14 protein-coding genes, 1 tRNA gene, 2 rRNA genes and 1 riboswitch are annotated in these 16978 nt (G+C 39.0%); of the genes, 9 read left to right on the plus strand and 8 right to left on the minus strand.

All coding sequences use genetic code 11. The features are described from left to right. The first annotated feature begins 124 nt into the window (after window positions 1-124). The gene (locus ACQW5G_RS04540; protein WP_429970288.1) at window positions 125-538 is read left to right on the plus strand and encodes an Msa family membrane protein; all 414 of its coding nucleotides are present in this window, start codon (window positions 125-127) and stop codon (window positions 536-538) included. A 36-nt stretch (window positions 539-574) separates the two neighbouring features. On the opposite strand, the gene ACQW5G_RS04545 is transcribed toward ACQW5G_RS04540, so the two are convergent. Both ACQW5G_RS04545 and ACQW5G_RS04550 read right to left on the minus strand, forming a co-directional pair. Beyond that, on the minus strand, window positions 575-940 hold the full coding sequence (locus ACQW5G_RS04545) for a YisL family protein (RefSeq protein WP_429970289.1): 366 nt from the start codon (window positions 938-940) through the stop codon (window positions 575-577). Window positions 941-995: 55 nt separating this feature from the next. Further along, window positions 996-1883, minus strand: a complete 888-nt coding sequence (locus tag ACQW5G_RS04550) for a metal ABC transporter solute-binding protein, Zn/Mn family (protein ID WP_429970290.1) — start codon at window positions 1881-1883, stop codon at window positions 996-998. Between the two features lie 97 nt (window positions 1884-1980). Between ACQW5G_RS04550 and ACQW5G_RS04555 the strand changes: the two genes are divergently transcribed. Beyond that, window positions 1981-2610: a TetR/AcrR family transcriptional regulator gene (locus ACQW5G_RS04555; protein WP_429970291.1), complete on the plus strand. Its 630-nt coding sequence runs from the start codon at window positions 1981-1983 to the stop codon at window positions 2608-2610. 116 nt (window positions 2611-2726) lie between these two features. Here ACQW5G_RS04555 and ACQW5G_RS04560 read toward each other — a convergent pair whose 3' ends face one another. From ACQW5G_RS04560 to recA, 4 genes are all read right to left on the minus strand, one after another. Continuing rightward, window positions 2727-3158, minus strand: coding sequence for a hypothetical protein (locus tag ACQW5G_RS04560; RefSeq protein ID WP_429970292.1), 432 nt, complete (start codon window positions 3156-3158; stop codon window positions 2727-2729). A 9-nt stretch (window positions 3159-3167) separates the two neighbouring features. Further along, window positions 3168-3809 (minus strand): energy-coupling factor transporter transmembrane component T family protein, encoded by a 642-nt coding sequence (locus ACQW5G_RS04565; protein WP_429970293.1) that lies wholly within the window; start codon window positions 3807-3809, stop codon window positions 3168-3170. Next, window positions 3809-5203 carry an ATP-binding cassette domain-containing protein gene (locus ACQW5G_RS04570; RefSeq protein WP_429970294.1) on the minus strand — a complete coding sequence of 465 codons (1395 nt, stop codon included), beginning with the start codon at window positions 5201-5203 and terminating at the stop codon, window positions 3809-3811. Before ACQW5G_RS04570 ends, ACQW5G_RS04565 begins: the two co-directional genes overlap by 1 nt. A 65-nt stretch (window positions 5204-5268) precedes the next feature. Beyond that, window positions 5269-5359, minus strand: a riboswitch (TPP riboswitch). A 51-nt stretch (window positions 5360-5410) separates the two neighbouring features. Beyond that, the gene (gene recA, locus ACQW5G_RS04575) at window positions 5411-6508 is read right to left on the minus strand and encodes a recombinase RecA (protein WP_429970295.1); all 1098 of its coding nucleotides are present in this window, start codon (window positions 6506-6508) and stop codon (window positions 5411-5413) included. A gap of 197 nt (window positions 6509-6705) precedes the next feature. Between recA and ACQW5G_RS04580 the strand changes: the two genes are divergently transcribed. The 3 genes from ACQW5G_RS04580 to ACQW5G_RS04590 are packed head-to-tail and all read left to right on the plus strand — an operon-like array spanning window position 6706 to window position 9169. Beyond that, the gene (locus ACQW5G_RS04580) at window positions 6706-8133 is read left to right on the plus strand and encodes an APC family permease (protein ID WP_429970296.1); all 1428 of its coding nucleotides are present in this window, start codon (window positions 6706-6708) and stop codon (window positions 8131-8133) included. A gap of 15 nt (window positions 8134-8148) precedes the next feature. After that, the gene (locus tag ACQW5G_RS04585) at window positions 8149-8856 is read left to right on the plus strand and encodes an AzlC family ABC transporter permease (RefSeq protein WP_429970297.1); all 708 of its coding nucleotides are present in this window, start codon (window positions 8149-8151) and stop codon (window positions 8854-8856) included. Then, a complete protein-coding gene (locus ACQW5G_RS04590; protein WP_429970298.1) occupies window positions 8843-9169 on the plus strand; it encodes an AzlD domain-containing protein in 327 nt (108 codons plus the stop codon). The genes ACQW5G_RS04585 and ACQW5G_RS04590 overlap by 14 nt, the downstream gene beginning before the upstream one ends. A gap of 227 nt (window positions 9170-9396) precedes the next feature. Here the strand turns inward: ACQW5G_RS04590 and ACQW5G_RS04595 are convergent, their stop codons facing one another. Further along, window positions 9397-9921: an N-acetyltransferase family protein gene (locus ACQW5G_RS04595; RefSeq protein WP_429970299.1), complete on the minus strand. Its 525-nt coding sequence runs from the start codon at window positions 9919-9921 to the stop codon at window positions 9397-9399. An 85-nt stretch (window positions 9922-10006) separates the two neighbouring features. Continuing rightward, window positions 10007-11185, minus strand: coding sequence for a thiolase family protein (locus ACQW5G_RS04600; protein ID WP_429970300.1), 1179 nt, complete (start codon window positions 11183-11185; stop codon window positions 10007-10009). Between the two features lie 88 nt (window positions 11186-11273). Between ACQW5G_RS04600 and ACQW5G_RS04605 the strand changes: the two genes are divergently transcribed. The 4 genes from ACQW5G_RS04605 (at window position 11274) to ACQW5G_RS04620 (ending at window position 16947) form a co-directional block, all read left to right on the plus strand. Then, complete coding sequence (locus ACQW5G_RS04605) at window positions 11274-11819, plus strand: hypothetical protein (protein ID WP_429970301.1); 546 nt, start codon at window positions 11274-11276, stop codon at window positions 11817-11819. A gap of 317 nt (window positions 11820-12136) precedes the next feature. Further along, a 16S ribosomal RNA gene (locus ACQW5G_RS04610) occupies window positions 12137-13713 on the plus strand. Between the two features lie 71 nt (window positions 13714-13784). Next, window positions 13785-13859: transfer RNA gene (locus tag ACQW5G_RS04615), tRNA-OTHER, on the plus strand. Window positions 13860-14031: 172 nt separating this feature from the next. Next, window positions 14032-16947, plus strand: a 23S ribosomal RNA gene (locus ACQW5G_RS04620). The 16S and 23S rRNA genes sit together here with 1 tRNA gene alongside, the layout of an rRNA operon. The last annotated feature ends 31 nt before the right edge of the window (window positions 16948-16978 follow it).

Raw genomic sequence — 16978 nt, forward strand, 5'->3', positions numbered from 1 at the left:
TTTCAAAGCTATGTAACCTTTATGTAGACATGTAAATTAGCGGATGCTACGAATCTTAGCTAGGTAATTGCAACTTGATATCGTACGATTAATTCAACAAATCAGTTTGCTGAAGGAGAATTATATGTTTACGTTATTAGTCGTATTACTTGCTCTTGCATTTGATGTACTTGTCTATTTCACCGCTGGAAGTTTTCTGGCAGTTGAATCAATCGGAATCTTTGCTTTCATTATTTACCTAGTTCCAGCATTGTTAAATGGTGTAATTGTGGCTACTGGGGTAATGGAAGAAATTAAATTTAATTTTTTGAAATATATGTTACCAGTTTTAACTTTATTTGCTTATTTTGTTTTTAGTAAGATGGTAGTTTATAGTTCTGAATGGCAGCAATTTATCTCTAATAATTCCTATAAAACGAGTTCAATGTCAATTCAGATTTCGCATAATTTATTAACAATTGATCAAATCCTTTTTGTGTTAATCTTGAATTTTGCGGTAGTTATCATCGTTAAAAAACTAACTGAAAAATTTGCATAAAAAAATCGGTCTGCTATTGCAGATCGATTTTTTGTTTTAGAAATATAAGCTTAATGGAAAACCACTCGTTAAGTAAAGACCAAAGCCACCGACAATTAAAATGAATAAAATTACTAACCAAGCTAATCCAGGAGTTAATTTCATACGGTTCTTATTTGCAAAAGCAATTTCAATAATCGCAATGAGTGAAAGACCTAAAATGACTTTGATAATCGTTAAGAGTGGGTGATTAGGAAAAGCATGACTAATCAACAACACTCCGGTTACAATGGCGAAAAGATAACATACTCGAGCAATCATCATTGCAATCAAGCTAGTTTTCTTTGATTTACTAAATAGAGCAAGAATTGTTACGATTAAAAGTACAATCCAAGTAATTAAATGAATCCAAACGAGATACATAATGAAGTTCCTTTCAGTTCTGATACTTCTATTATAGAACTAAATAGGAAGATGATTAGTGATTTTGAATTTTTTCAATTTGTTCGTATTGGCTATTCATCCAATCGAAGTAGTTAGTATTAGCTGGAATTGTTTCGGTAACTTTCACAACTGGGATATCATTTTCTTTGGCAAGTTTCACTAAACTAGCAATAGTTTTGTTTTCTTCTTGAGTATTTTCAACGAAGAAGGCGATGCGTTTGTTCTTGATGTCGTCACGAACTTTAGCTAAAGCTTTTGGTGATGGATCAACGTCTTTTTCAATGGCGTTGGCAAATGAGTCATCATTAATTTTGTAACCCATTGCTTCTAATGAATAATTGAAAACGGGTTCACTAACATCAACTTTTTGGCCATGGCTGTTAGCTGCAAGCTTTTTAGCTAGATCTTGAGTCTTTTTCAATTTAGCTTTGTAAGCTTCCGCGTTTTGGTGGAATTCTTTTTTGTGAGATGGTTGAATTTTACTGTAAGTATCAGCTAATTTATCAGCTAATTTTCCCATTGTAGCTGGGTTATACCAGATGTGTTCGTTATCACCATCTTGTTTGTGCATGAGTTTACCAACGTTAATTACATCGATATCATCTTCATGATTGCTGTATAATTTACTCATCCATTCATCGTAACCTAGACCATTTTCAACAACGACATTGGCTTCGTTGACAACCTTGGCGTCTGAGTTCTTAGGGGTGAATTCATGGGGATTAACTCCGGAATTCACTAATGAACTAACTTTACCGTGGTCACCTAAAACTGCCTTAGCAGGTTCAGCATAGAAGTTAGTGGTGGTAGCAACATTAATTTTATCTGATGATTTATGGGTATCACTTTTACAACCAGTTAAAAATAATGCTATTGTAATAAATGTAAGTACGAGACCGGAAACTTTAACTAATTTTTTCAATCTTTTTCTCCTAAAATTTAATTAGATAACACTGTTACCTTAACTAAGATAACACCGTTATCTAAAATAAACAAGTCTAAATTTAACGAGGTGTCTGATGGCAACTAAACGAAACTATGAAATGACTAATGAATTACTCCTAGAATCAGCGAAACAAGCTTTTTTAGCAAATGGGTTTAAAGATACAAAATTACGCGATGTTTGTCGCCAAGCAAACTTAACGACAGGGGCATTCTATAAACATTTCAAATCAAAAGATGATTTATTGGAACAATTAGTTGATCCATTATTGGAAGATTTGAAGAATGTATATTTAAACCAAATTAATGATGCAATTGAAACCATGAACAAAGACAATGTAAAAGATGTTTTATTACATCAAATTTTAAATATGGATGCCATTATTCATGGTGTTTACCAAAATGAAGATATTGCTGAATTATTGCTATTTAAGACCAATGGATCTAAATATAATAATCTAGCAGAGATAATTACGAAATTCTTTGCCGAAAATGTTTTAAAAACGATTATTGCAATGCAGGAAAAAGGAATTATTACGGATAATTTTGTAATTGATAAACGGCAGATTCATTTCTTTGTCTATTCCAATACCGCAACGTTCTATGATATTTTGAAGCATTCGTTTGCGGAATCAGAAACGGTGAAATTATATCAAAAACTTTGCCAGTTTAATTATTATGGTTGGATTAATTTCTTGGGATTATAAAATTTAATAGTCAAAAAGACCCACTCTTTGGTCATAAGAGTGGGTCTTTTAATTTGGTCGATTGGTCTAATAGAAACTAATATGTCTTGTTTCGATTAAATATCTCTTAGTATAATTTACGAATCCATTTGTGCCAATTGGCCTGATAATGCCGCGATTAATGATAATGCAATATCTGCAACTTTATCATTATTGGACAGATTAACAATCATTTCTGGATGATTAAGTTTAATTTCCCAGAAATTTGAAATGCCAATCACCCCATAGCAATCGGCAATCTGAAGTAACATACTGTTGGTTAGGTCTTCATGCTGATACATTGTATTTAATGGAGCGTTTAACTCGTTATTTTCTAAAGCAAAACAGACCAATAAATTTTCACTGACTTGTGGTAATTTAATAATCTTACTTAACAAATCGGTCGCAACTTCAACTGACGGAACGTGACTATACAATCCCTGATATTCAGTGGCAATGCTAGCCATCTCAGCTAATGAAATGTGTTCATTTTTAAATTGTTGTACTAGATATTGATAAGCAGGTTTCATAATTAGTCCTTAGATGAAAATAATTAATTGTACGATGATTAAAGTAGCTAGTAAAACAAGCCAATCTTTGGGATGAATTTTAACTTGTGTGGCAAAAGTTCGCTTTTGGTTTTCCACAAATCCTTGTGATTCCATGGCTTGAGCAAGGTCATTTGACCATCCAATTGCGACAATTAAAGCTTTGAAATACAACGTGGGCATCCAGGGATGTAATACTTTTCCGCGCATATTTCCGTTAGCTCGGATAACTTTGATTTCATATTGTAAACGAGGTACCAAATTAATGGCAGCTAAAACCCCGTAAACAAATTTAGAGGGAACGTGGGCGTTTTGTTCTAATGAATTGGCTAAATCGACCATATAAGTCGTTAAAGAAAAGCTTAATCCCAAAAATACATAGGCATATAAACGTGTAAAGAGGGCAGTTCCCATGACAAGCCCATCACCATAATAAAATTGTGAGAAGAAAATTCCAAGGGCTGGAAGTAATGCAATCAAACAAAAGGTTGCAACCGTCTTAAAATGAACCCGTTTATAAATTAAATAAATTAAACATGCCACAATGATAGCCACATTTAGTGGAATAATTGTCAAAAATGAAATTTCTAAGGCAATCAAAAATACCAGTAATAGTTTGATGGAAGGATTCATTAGAGCACCTCCTTGTAAGTTAATGCTTGGTTAGCAAATTCAATATGATATTCAAAGAAATCATGGAATTGGAAAATCTGATGACTAATAACCACCAATGAATGATTGCGATTCAAAAATTCAGTTTGCAACATGGATTCCACAAACTCAACTGACTTTTTATCAAGTCCAGCAAATGGTTCATCCAACAACATAATGTTGGTATCGCGAATTAACATTAATAAAATTTGGAGTTTCTTTTTCTGTCCACCACTTAATGTGTAAACCACTTGGTCTTTTTTACCGTCCAAATTAAGGCCGATTAAGGCCTGATCGATTTTTTCAGCAGTCCAATAATCAGATAAAGCCGTTGATTTAGCTAATTCTATTTCTTCATTAACCGTGACATCTAAAAATTGATCGTTGGCATTTTGGAAAATTAACGCAATCTCTTGGTAGAACAATTTATTTTTAATTTTTTTGATATTGATATCAGCTAACGTAACGTTACCCGCATATTTTTTTAATTTGGTAAGGGAACGGAAGAGGGTTGATTTACCAATTCCACTTGCCCCAGTTAACAAAGTACAACCTTGATAAAATTTGAAATCATCACAATTTAACAAGGTTTTTTGTTGGGCTTTGAAACTGAAATCAGTTAGTTCGATATTTACACTACCATTAGGTAACTTGAAATTAACATTACTTTGATGGTTAGTATTTAAGACTTGTTCAGTTTCACTAGTTGAAAGTTCTTTGATCGAAGTTCCTTCGACGCGGAATAAATGGTTCACTAAACCAGCATAACCAGCTAGGTCGTGGTCAGAAATTATGATGGTTTTGTGTTTTTCGGTTTGTAATTTAACCAACTTAGCTAAAATATCTTGTTTTGATGGGAAATCAATACTAGCAAATGGTTCATCTAACAACATAATGTCAGAATCCAACGCTACCATGGTTGCCAAAATAACTTTTTGTTTTTCACCACCAGAAAGGGTAATGATCTTGCGGTCAGCTAGATATTGAATATCACAAAAGTCTAAAGCAGCTTGGACTTTTGCATCAATTTCAGCTGCTGGTGTTTGAATATTTTCTAAGGCAAAGATTAATTCTTCCTGGACTTTTTGCATGACAAATTGTTGATTCGGATCTTGAAACATCATACTAATCAATTTTGCCCGTTCAGCAGGTTTGATATCTTTGATGTTTTGGACACCAATTGTAATGTCACCAGTATATTTTTTATCTCTGTCTAAGCCTGCGATGATAGTCATCAAAGTTGATTTACCACATCCGGATGGACCAGTTAGTAGTGACAATTCACCACCCGGAAAAGTGAGATTCACATTTTCGAAAATCTGTTCGGCACTTTTTTGGTATTTAAAATTGAAGTTTTGGACTTCAATGTTGCTCATAATAGCTTCCTCCAAATAAAAAGCCATCTTCATTTAAGAAGACGGCTTTTGTTTTATTAAAATTAGACAACTGTATGTCAGATTACCTCCGCTAGCATTACCTAGATCAGGTTCAATGGGTATAATCTCAGCCGTTAAGCACCCCAGCTATTTAATTGTGTCTCTATTATACCAAAAAAGACCACTCATTGTGAGCAGTCTTTTAAATTAAACGTCCAAACTTGTATCGTCTTTAGCTTTTACATCTTTAGCAGGAGCTTTGTCAGCTTTTTTATCAGCAACAGGAGTTTCTTCTTCGATACCGTAAGCAACACGGACTTTATGGTTAAGTTCGTCAACTAACTCTGGTTTTTCTTTCAAGTTAGCAACAGTCTTGTTAAGACCTTGGCCTAAGCGTTCTTCACCGTATGAGTACCATGAACCTGACTTGTCGATAATATCTTTATCAACGGCTAAGTTCACCATATCAGCAACGGGTTCAATCCCTTTACCGAAACTCATAAGGGTATCAACAGTCTTAAATGGAGGAGCGACCTTGTTTTTAGCAACTTTGATCTTAGTTTCCTTACCAACAACTTCTTGACCATCTTTTTGTTGTTTAGTACCACTAACACGAAGACGCACACTTGAATAGAACTTCAAGGCACGACCACCAGGAGTAGTTTCAGGGTTACCAAACATAACTCCAACTTTTTCACGTAATTGGTTAATGAAAATAACCACGGTGTTAGTTTTGTTAATGTTGGCAGTTAACTTACGAAGTGCTTGTGACATCAAACGGGCTTGTAAACCAACGTGTGAATCACCAATGTCACCTTCAATTTCTGACTTAGGTACTAAGGCAGCAACAGAATCGACAACGACTAAGTCAACTGCACCAGAACCGATTAGGGCATCAGCAATTTGAAGACCTTCTTCACCAGTACCTGGTTGAGAAAGAAGTAAGTTATCAATATCAACACCTAAAGCTTTGGCATATTCGGGATCCATCGCATTTTCAGCATCGATATAAGCAGCAGTTCCACCATTTTTTTGGAGTTCTGCAACAGTTTGTAAGGCAATTGTAGTCTTACCAGAAGATTCAGCACCAAAGATTTCAACCACACGACCACGAGGAAAACCACCAATACCAAGAGCGATATCAAGGGATAAAATCCCAGTTGAGATAGCGCTAACGGCAGTGTTAGGAGTTTCACCCATTCGCATAATTGCACCGGTACCAAATTCTTTTTTAATTTGTTTCAATGCTTTATCAAGCTCAGCTTGACGAGCATCTTGAGCGTTTTTCTTAGAATTTGAGGCCATAAAAAACACCTTTCTTTTTAAAATGTGAACATTTGTTCGGTTATCAATAATATTTATTTTACTCTAATATGTACGTAATATCCAGTGAAATCGATCCACTTTCTTCTCAATTATAACGTATTTATCTGATTGTGTATCTTTACGAAAAATTTAATCATATAATGAATAAATGAAATTAAAAGTTCGAGGAGGACACGATGAAAAAACTTTGGGAACGCATTACGCGTCAAGAAAGCCCAGAAAATTTGGAAGCAAAAGATGCACGTTTGAAGCCTCACATGACAACGAAAGATTTACTAGGATTAGGGTTAGGAATGGTAGTTGGAACTGCCATTTTCACCTTACCCGGGATTGTTGCTGCTGAACATACTGGTCCAGCTGTGGCACTTTCTTTTGTTGTTGGTGCTATTGGGGCAGGGTTAGCTGCCTTAGCTTATGCAGAAACTTCAGCTGCGTTGCCAGTTGCTGGGTCAGCGTTTTCTTGGATCAGTGTACTATTTGGAGAAGGTTTTGGTTGGATTGCTGGTTGGTTAATGCTAGCTGAATATTTCTTGGCCATTACTTTCGTAGCGTCAGGTTGGTCAGCTTATGTGCAAGGATTCTTAAGTGAATTTGGTTTTCATTTACCAGCTTGGTTAAGTTCAGGATATAACCCACAAACGGGTGGATTCTTTGATATCTTCGCAGCTATTTCCATTATTTTGGTGGGATTATTGCTCAGCCGGAAAATGGAAGGGGTCAACAAGTTAGAAAATATCATCGTGATTTTAAAAGTTGCGGTCGTAATTTTATTTATCGTAGTTGGCTTTACTTCAATTAAGTATTCAAACTTCCACCCATTTATTCCAGCTCATAAAGCGGGCACTGCCTTTGGGGGAATGACCGGAATTTTAGCTGGTGCCGCTCAAGTCTTTGTGGCTTATGGTGGATTTGATGTGATTGCTTCGAATACGGCGGAAACCAAAGATCCTGGGAAGAACATGCCGCGCGGAATTATCGGAACTTTGATTATTGGTAGTTTACTCTTTATCGGAGTGTCACTAGTCTTAGTTGGAATGTTTAAATATACTAACTATGCTAATAACGCTGAAGCATCAGCTTGGGCTTTACGTAAATCAGGTCACATGATTACCGCTAATTTATTAGCAGTTGTAGCGATTGTCGGAATGTTTGCCTCATTGATTGGAACCGTTTTAGCCAGTTCCCGTTTAATTTACGCCTTTGGCCGTGATGGATTATTATCAAAACGGCTTGGTAAAGTTAACAAACATCATTTACCAGGTAACGCATTGTTAGTTGTAACAATTGCAGCGGTATTAGTTGGTTCAATTTTGCCATTTACGTTCTTAGCTAACTTAGTTTCAGCTGGAACCTTGATTTCATTTATGTTTGTATCACTTGGAATTTATGCCTTACGTCCTCGTGAAGGTAAAGACATTCCGGTACCAAAATTCAGAATGCCACTTTACCCAGTTTTACCGGCTGTTTCAGCTTTAGTATCATTTATTATCTTCTTAGAATTAAGTAATGATGCGAAAATTTTAACTTTCGTTTGGTTTATTGTCGGGGCAATCATTTACTTCGGCTATGGAATCAGACATTCAAGTGTCGCAGATCAAAAATAGAAAAGGGGAATGCTCGTGAACGGTGATTTATCAGCACGTTCAGGAATTAAAGATACAATTCCTACATTATCAGGATACATTGGCGTTGGATTAGCTTTTGGAATTGTGGCAAAAGCCGCTGGATTAAACGTCGTGATGATTATTTTGATGTCAATCATCACCTATTCTGGTGCTGCTCAATTCGTAATTGTTAGTATGTTGCTAGCAGGGGGAACCTTTTTGTCAATCTTAGTCGCCGTCTTTTTATTATCGGCGCGGATGCTCTTAATGGGAATGACAGTTGCCCCATATTTGAAAAAAGAATCGATGAAACGCAACATTATTTTGGGATCTCTCTTAACTGATGAAACTTTTGCCCTAACAATGAATAAATTAAATTACACGAATCGCATTATTTCGTTTGAATGGTTAAATGCTTCTAATGTAATTGCTTATTTAACTTGGATTGTGGCATCGGGAGTTGGGGGGAGTCTTGAAAGCTTAATTCCTAATCCAACGAAATTTGGTCTTGATTTTGCTTTTATTGCGATGTTTATTGGCTTACTCTATCTTCAAATTATGGCTGATAAAACGATGGCGTTTAAACTACAAGTAACGATGGTTTTAGTAACCCTTGGATTAACGTATATTGGATTAATCTTTATTCCAAGTAGCCTATTGCTACTGGTAGTCACGTTAGTCGGTTGTTGGTTAGGAGTGAAAATTAAAAATGCCTTCTTTTGAGTTTGTTTTATTGGTAATTATCGGATGTGGAATTGTGACGTGGTTAACTCGGGTAATTCCATTTATTCTATTGAAAAAGTTTGAATTACCAATTTCATTTGTTGAATTTCTTAGTTTTGTCCCAGTTGTGATTATGTCAGCGTTGTGGTTTAGTGGAATTTTTGTGCAACATCTAGGTCATTTTCCTAGTGTGAACGTCGAAAATTTGCTAGCTTCAATTCCGACGGTGATTTCAGCAATAATTAGCAAAAATTTATTAGTAATTGTCGCAGTGGGAATTATCTCATTGGCTTTAATTCGTTTAATTGTATAAAAAAAGACCTTGGAAATTTTCCAAGGTCTTTTTATTTATATCAGGATAATGAGTATTACGATAAAACAAATTAATAAAATTGTTAATGCAGCAAATCGTTTAGAATGCCAAGTATGTTGGCTTTTATATGACCAAACTAAACTGGCAATGGTAACTAAGATTGCGGCAAGAGCCATAATGATTAATTTGATTAATACTGCTTGATCCCCCATTGTAAACTCCCGTTATTAGTGTAATTCGATTTGGTAAGCGAAACGATCATCGTTTTCCATCTTAGTACGGATAGTACCTTTACGAGTAAATCCACTTGCTAAGATGATGTGTTGCATACCCTTGTTTAGTGGGTGAGTATCGATACGAACGTCTTTGAAACCAAGCATTGCTGATACAGTGAATAAACCACTAATCAACTTACCGGCAAGACCTTGTCCACGGTATTCGTGAGAAACAGAAACACGGTGAATTGCTGAATAATGAGCAGCAGCACCGTTATCCCATGCTCCTTCTTCCATTTCAAGGTAATCAGGATCGATACCTAAATGAAGAGTAGCAGAACCGGCAACTTTACCATCTACATCGATTACATATGAAGTACCGTTGTCGATATCTTTCTTAATGTCATCTGAAGTTGGGTAAGCACCTTGCCATTGGTTGATTCCTTGTTCTTTTAAGAAACCACGTCCGGCGTCAATAATTTTCTTGATTTCTGGTAAATCTTTTTCAGTTGCTTTACGTACGTAAACACAAGTCATAATAATACACTTCCTTACTTATTCTTTTATCGGTAATCAATTATAAAGAATAAAACTTACTTTTACAACTATAATACTTAGCAATCTAACTAAGATGGATGCTCATTGCCATACCCATTCCACCACCGATACAAAGGGTAGCAATCCCAGACTTTTGGTTAGTACGTTTGAGGTTGTTGATTAAGGTAATTAAAATCCGAGCTCCGGAATCACCAAGCGGATGTCCTAAAGCTACAGCTCCACCAGTAATGTTTAGTTTTTCCATAGGAATATTAAGGTCACGGGAAACAGCAATGCTTTGGGAAGCAAAGGCTTCATTGAGTTCGAATAAATCGTAGTCATTAATTGTTTTGTGTTCTTTATTTAAAAGCTTATCAACGGCATATTTAGGCGCGTACCCCATAATATCTGGGTCACAACCGGCTTCAGCGTAGTTGTCGATGATGGCTAATGGTTGTAAATCTAATTCCTTAGCTTTATTTTCAGTCATTAGGATAATAGCAGATGCACCATCGTTTAAACTAGCGGCGTTACCTGCTGTGACAGTTCCATCTTGTTTGAAAACGGTCCGAAGTTTAGCAAGCTTTTCAACAGTTGTATTAGGACGAACAGTTTCATCGGTGGTAATTGTAATTGATGATTTTCTACCATTAATAGTTACAGGAATCATTTCTTCGGCAAAATAATCATTTTCGATAGCTTTGGCTGCTTTACGATGTGAATCAAAAGCAAATTGATCTTGATCTGCACGAGAGATGTTGAATTTGTCAGCAATGTTTTCGGCTGTGATTCCCATGGGAGCGTTAGTACGGAAGTCATTAAGACCATCTTTTTCAATACTATCTTCCATAGTGAATGCTCCAAATTTGTGTCCTTGACGAACTTTGGGGTTTAAATAAGGAGCATTTGACATGCTTTCAGTACCACCAACTAGGACGATATCAGCATCACCAGTTAGGATAGCTTGTTGACCAAGGCGGATGGCTTTCATACCAGATCCACAAACTTGGTTAATTGTGCAGGCCGTACTTGTTTCAGAAATTCCTGATTGAAGTTCAATTTGACGAGCGATGTTTTGTCCACCACCAGCTTGAATTACGTTTCCAAAAATAACTTGGTCAATTAAATTAGGATCCAGGTTAATAGCATCCATAGTTGCTTGAGCGGAGATGACTCCGAGGTCAACTGAAGTTAGGCTACTAAGTTGACCGTTGATTTTACCAATTGGAGTACGCTTGGCACTCACGATTGCAATTTTTTCCAATTCTTGAAGACTCCTCTGTATATGATTTGTTTCTATTATACCTATCTTATGAGTGATAGTATAATAACATCAAGGGGAGTGTGGCAAAATGGATAAAGAAAAACAAACACAACAAGTTGGAAATTTGATTGATAGTTGGTTAGATGCAATTGATGCTCAACCACAAGTTGCAAAACTAAACGAAAGTAAGATTACTGCTATTGATGCAATTATTGATAGCTTTGCAGAAATTGCAATTGTTGGATTAGATAGAGAACCAGAACAGTGGACGGATGGCTTATTAGAAGAAGTTATGTTTGCTCGTTTCATGCTTTTATTAGAAGAAAATGAAAAAACTGAAGAGATGTATCACACAATTCCATTTGCTTTACATCAATTATTTAATTACCTACAAGCACAAGGTGTAATTAATAATGGTAAAGAATTAAATCAATGGGTTGATGATAATGCAACAAAACTTCAATCACTTTACAATCCTAAGTTTGATAAATTTTATCGTGGTTTGTATGAAGCGATGAATCAGAGCGGCATTGATACTTCTGATAAAAAAACTGTTGATGAGTTTACAAAAAGCTATTTAAATTTGCATCCAGAATTAGGTATTGATTTATACAAACAGGATGATCAAAAATAAATCTGACTTTTTTTGACCAAAAGTGTTGACAAAGAATTTATAACACGATATGATAGTAATCGTTCGTTAAGAGGAAGTCACAAATTTATAAATTAACTTTTAAAATTAATTATAAAAAAGTGTTGACTTTACATCTCTTTCCGAGTAACATAGCTCTTGTTCTGTTACGACAGAACTTGAGTAGATCTTTGAAAACTGAACAAGATTTTGATTACAATAAAGTGTAAGGATAATTTTTAAACTTAGTTTAGAAATTAAACAATTGCAATGTCAATTTGCGAAAAAGTAATAAATAAGAGCTAGTAAAGTTCTCATTCTAAAATGAGAGTTTGATCCTGGCTCAGGACGAACGTTGGCGGCGTGCCTAATACATGCAAGTCGAACGAAGTCGCCTAATTGAAATGAGATGCTTGCATCGATTTGATTTTAGATCCGACTGAGTGGCGAACTGGTGAGTAACACGTGGGTAACCTGCCCAGAAGAAGGGGATAACACCTGGAAACAGATGCTAATACCGTATAACAACAAGAACCGCATGGTTCTTGTTTGAAAGCTGGCCTTTGTGCTAGTGCTTCTGGATGGACCCGCGGCGTATTAGCTAGTTGGTGAGATAATAGCTCACCAAGGCGATGATACGTAGCAGACCTGAGAGGGTAATCTGCCACAATGGGACTGAGACACGGCCCATACTCCTACGGGAGGCAGCAGTAGGGAATCTTCCACAATGGACGAAAGTCTGATGGAGCAACGCCGCGTGAGTGAAGAAGGGTTTCGGCTCGTAAAACTCTGTTGTTAGAGAAGAACGGCCGTGAGAGTAACTGCTCACGGTGTGACGGTATCTAACCAGAAAGTCACGGCTAACTACGTGCCAGCAGCCGCGGTAATACGTAGGTGGCAAACGTTGTCCGGATTTATTGGGCGTAAAGGGAGCGCAGGCGGTTTATTAAGTCTGATGTGAAAGCCTTCGGCTTAACCGGAGAAGTGCATCGGAAACTGATAAACTTGAGTGCAGAAAAGGATAGTGGAACTTCATGTGTAGCGGTGAAATGCGTAGATATATGAAGGAACACCAGTGGCGAAGGCGGCTATCTGGTCTGTAACTGACGCTGAGGCTCGAAAGCATGGGTAGCAAACAGGATTAGATACCCTGGTAGTCCATGCCGTAAACGATGAATGCTAGGTGTTGGGAGGTTTCCGCCTCTCAGTGCCGCAGCTAACGCATTAAGCATTCCGCCTGGGGAGTACGACCGCAAGGTTGAAACTCAAAGGAATTGACGGGGACCCGCACAAGCGGTGGAGCATGTGGTTTAATTCGATGCTACGCGAAGAACCTTACCAGGACTTGACATCTTCTGCCAATCTAAGAGATTAGACGTTCCCTTCGGGGACAGAATGACAGGTGGTGCATGGTTGTCGTCAGCTCGTGTCGTGAGATGTTGGGTTAAGTCCCGCAACGAGCGCAACCCTTGTCTTTAGTTGCCAGCATTAAGTTGGGCACTCTAGAGAGACTGCCGGTGATAAACCGGAGGAAGGTGGGGACGACGTCAAATCATCATGCCCCTTATGTCCTGGGCTACACACGTGCTACAATGGGCGATACAACGAGTTGCGAAACCGCGAGGTCAAGCTAATCTCTTAAAGTCGTTCTCAGTTCGGATTGCAGTCTGCAACTCGACTGCATGAAGTTGGAATCGCTAGTAATCGTGGATCAGCATGCCACGGTGAATACGTTCCCGGGTCTTGTACACACCGCCCGTCACACCATGAGAGTTTGTAACACCCAAAGTCGGTTGGATAACCTTTTAGGAGTCCGCCGCCTAAGGTGGGACAGATGATTAGGGTGAAGTCGTAACAAGGTAGCCGTAGGAGAACCTGCGGCTGGATCACCTCCTTTCTAAGGAATAATTCGGAACCTTACATTAATCAAAATCTTATTCAGTTTTGAGAGTTTCTACTCTTAAAGTTGGGGAGTTAGCTTAGTTGGGAAAGCGCCTGTCTGTTTGCAGATAGGAGTCGAAGGTTCAAACCCTCCATTCTCCATTGACACGTTAGTGTCATCAATTTTGTTCTTTGAAAACTAGATAATATTATTTTCTGTAATAATTATATTTTTATATAATTGAACCGAGAAATAACCATTGTGTTATTTTTGAGTTTTTTAATTAGTTTTAATCGCTAAAACTCAATATAATTTATAATCCGTAGGATTATAGGTTAAGTTAATAAGGGCGCATGGTGAATGCCTTGGTACTAGGAGCCGATGAAGGACGCAACTAACTGCGATAAGCTTCGGGGAGCTGTACGTAAGCTTTGATCCGGAGATTTCCGAATGAGGAAACTCGACCAGTGTAATGGCTGGTCATTGCATAGTGAATACATAGCTATGCAAAGGCAGACGAGGGGAACTGAAACATCTAAGTACCCTCAGGAATATAAAGAAATTTCGATTCCCTAAGTAGCGGCGAGCGAACGGGGAATAGCCCAAACCGAACCCTTGTGGTTCGGGGTTGTAGGACTGAACATTTGAGTTACAAAAGTATTTGATAGTTGAATTAGCTGGGAAGCTAAGCCAAAGAGAGTGATAGCCTCGTAAGCGAAATCAAATACCCTCAGTTCAGGATCCTGAGTACGGCGACACACGTGAAACGTCGTCGGAATCTGGGAGGACCATCTCCCAAGGCTAAATACTACCTAGTGACCGATAGTGAACCAGTACCGTGAGGGAAAGGTGAAAAGCACCCCGGAAGGGGAGTGAAATAGTTCCTGCAACCATGTGCCTACAAGCAGTCAGAGTCCGTTAATGGATGATGGCGTGCCTTTTGTAGAATGAACCGGCGAGTTACAGTTGCATGCAAGGTTAAGCCGAAAAAGCGGAGCCGTAGCGAAAGCGAGTCTTAATAGGGCGTATTAGTATGTTGCCGTAGACCCGAAACCAGGTGATCTACCCATGTCCAGGATGAAAGTGCGGTAATACGCACCGGAGGTCCGAACCCGTGTACGTTGAAAAGTGCTGGGATGAGGTGTGGGTAGCGGTGAAATTCCAAACGAACTTGGAGATAGCTGGTTCTCTCCGAAATAGCTTTAGGGCTAGCCTCGGAATAAGAATCATGGAGGTAGAGCCACTGTTTGAGCAAGGGGTCCATCTAGGATTACTAAGTTCAGATAAACTCCGAATACCATTGATTTATGTCCGGGAGTCAGACTATGAGTGATAAGATCCATAGTCGAAAGGGGAACAGCCCAGACCGCCAGTTAAGGTCCCTAAATATATGCTAAGTGGAAAAGGAAGTGGAGTTGCATAGACAACTAGGATGTTGGCTCAGAAGCAGCCACCATTTAAAGAGTGCGTAATAGCTCACTAGTCGAGTGATTCTGCGCCGAAAATTTACCGGGGCTAAGCATATTACCGAGACTGCGGACGCAACTATGTTGCGTGATAGGAGAGCGTTCTAAGGGCAATGAAGGTAGACCGTAAGGACTGCTGGAGCGCTTAGAAGTGAGAATGCCGGTATGAGTAGCGAAAGATCAGTGAGAATCTGATCCACCGTATGACTAAGGTTTCCTGGGGAAGGCTCGTCCACCCAGGGTTAGTCGGGACCTAAGCCGAGGCTGAGAAGCGTAGGCGATGGATAACAGGTTGAGATTCCTGTACTAGTTAATTATGTTTGAACAACGGAGGGACGCAGTAGGCTAAGATATGCGCACTGTTGGATATGTGCGTTTAAATTGTAAGTCAGTTTGAGAGTCAAATGCTTTCAAGCGTGTTGACAAGCAATGATGAGGATCGAAATTTAAGTAGAGAAGTATCTGACGTCACACTGCCGAGAAAAGCTTCTAGTTAGTAATTAATTACCCGTACCGCAAACCGACACAGGTAGTCGAGGAGAGTATCCTCAGGTGAGCGAGAGAACTATCGTTAAGGAACTCGGCAAAATGACCCCGTAACTTCGGAAGAAGGGGTGCTGACCGCAAGGTCAGCCGCAGTGAAAAGACTCAAACGACTGTTTATCAAAAACACAGGTTTATGCAAAATCGTAAGATGAAGTATATGGGCTGACGCCTGCCCGGTGCTGGAAGGTTAAGTGGAAGTGTTAGCTTCGGCGAAGCACCGAAATGAAGCCCCAGTAAACGGCGGCCGTAACTATAACGGTCCTAAGGTAGCGAAATTCCTTGTCGGGTAAGTTCCGACCCGCACGAAAGGCGTAACGATTTGAGTACTGTCTCAACGATAGACTCGGTGAAATTAAGATACCTGTGAAGAAGCAGGTTACCCGCGACAGGACGGAAAGACCCCATGGAGCTTTACTGTAGCTTGATATTGGGTGTTTACATAACTTGTACAGGATAGGTAGGAGCCATAGAAGCCGGGACGCTAGTCTCGGTGGAGGCGTTAGTGGGATACTACCCTTGTTATGTGAACACTCTAACCCTGCGCACTGATCGTGCGCGGAGACAGTGTCTGGTTGGCAGTTTGACTGGGGCGGTCGCCTCCTAAATAGTAACGGAGGCGCTCAAAGGTTTGCTTAGAATGGTTGGAAATCATTCCTAAAGTGTAAAGGCAAAAGCAAGCTTGACTGCGAGACATACAGGTCGAGCAGGGACGAAAGTCGGACTTAGTGATCCGGTGGTACCGTATGGAAGGGCCATCGCTCAACGGATAAAAGCTACCCTGGGGATAACAGGCTTATCTCCCCCAAGAGTTCACATCGACGGGGAGGTTTGGCACCTCGATGTCGGCTCATCGCATCCTGGGGCTGTAGTTGGTCCCAAGGGTTGGGCTGTTCGCCCATTAAAGCGGTACGCGAGCTGGGTTCAGAACGTCGTGAGACAGTTCGGTCCCTATCCGTCGCGGGCGCAGGAAATTTGAGAGGAGCTGTCCCTAGTACGAGAGGACCGGGATGGACATACCGCTGGTGTATCAGTTGCGCCGCCAGGCGCATTGCTGAGTAGCTATGTATGGATGAGATAAACGCTGAAAGCATCTAAGTGTGAAACTCGCCTCAAGATGAGATTTCCCATTCCTTTATGGAAGTAAGACCCCTGAAAGATGATCAGGTAGATAGGTTAGAAGTGGAAGCGTAGTGATACGTGAAGCGGACTAATACTAATCGGTCGAGGACTTAACCAAGTATTTATATTATAGATACAATGGAAAATAT

It is taken from the genome of Fructilactobacillus sp. Tb1, assembly GCF_050500285.1.
In the GTDB taxonomy this organism is placed as follows: domain Bacteria; phylum Bacillota; class Bacilli; order Lactobacillales; family Lactobacillaceae; genus Fructilactobacillus.

Coding starts and splice junctions, on each gene's coding strand:
- ACQW5G_RS04590 (WP_429970298.1), top strand. CDS start 8,843: ATGCCTTCTTTTGAGTTTGTTTTATTGGTAATTATCGGATGTGGAATT.
- ACQW5G_RS04605 (WP_429970301.1), top strand. CDS start 11,274: ATGGATAAAGAAAAACAAACACAACAAGTTGGAAATTTGATTGATAGT.
- ACQW5G_RS04565 (WP_429970293.1), bottom strand. CDS start 3,809: ATGAATCCTTCCATCAAACTATTACTGGTATTTTTGATTGCCTTAGAA.
- ACQW5G_RS04570 (WP_429970294.1), bottom strand. CDS start 5,203: ATGAGCAACATTGAAGTCCAAAACTTCAATTTTAAATACCAAAAAAGT.
- ACQW5G_RS04540 (WP_429970288.1), top strand. CDS start 125: ATGTTTACGTTATTAGTCGTATTACTTGCTCTTGCATTTGATGTACTT.
- ACQW5G_RS04545 (WP_429970289.1), bottom strand. CDS start 940: ATGTATCTCGTTTGGATTCATTTAATTACTTGGATTGTACTTTTAATC.
- ACQW5G_RS04560 (WP_429970292.1), bottom strand. CDS start 3,158: ATGAAACCTGCTTATCAATATCTAGTACAACAATTTAAAAATGAACAC.
- ACQW5G_RS04595 (WP_429970299.1), bottom strand. CDS start 9,921: ATGACTTGTGTTTACGTACGTAAAGCAACTGAAAAAGATTTACCAGAA.
- recA (WP_429970295.1), bottom strand. CDS start 6,508: ATGGCCTCAAATTCTAAGAAAAACGCTCAAGATGCTCGTCAAGCTGAG.
- ACQW5G_RS04580 (WP_429970296.1), top strand. CDS start 6,706: ATGAAAAAACTTTGGGAACGCATTACGCGTCAAGAAAGCCCAGAAAAT.
- ACQW5G_RS04555 (WP_429970291.1), top strand. CDS start 1,981: ATGGCAACTAAACGAAACTATGAAATGACTAATGAATTACTCCTAGAA.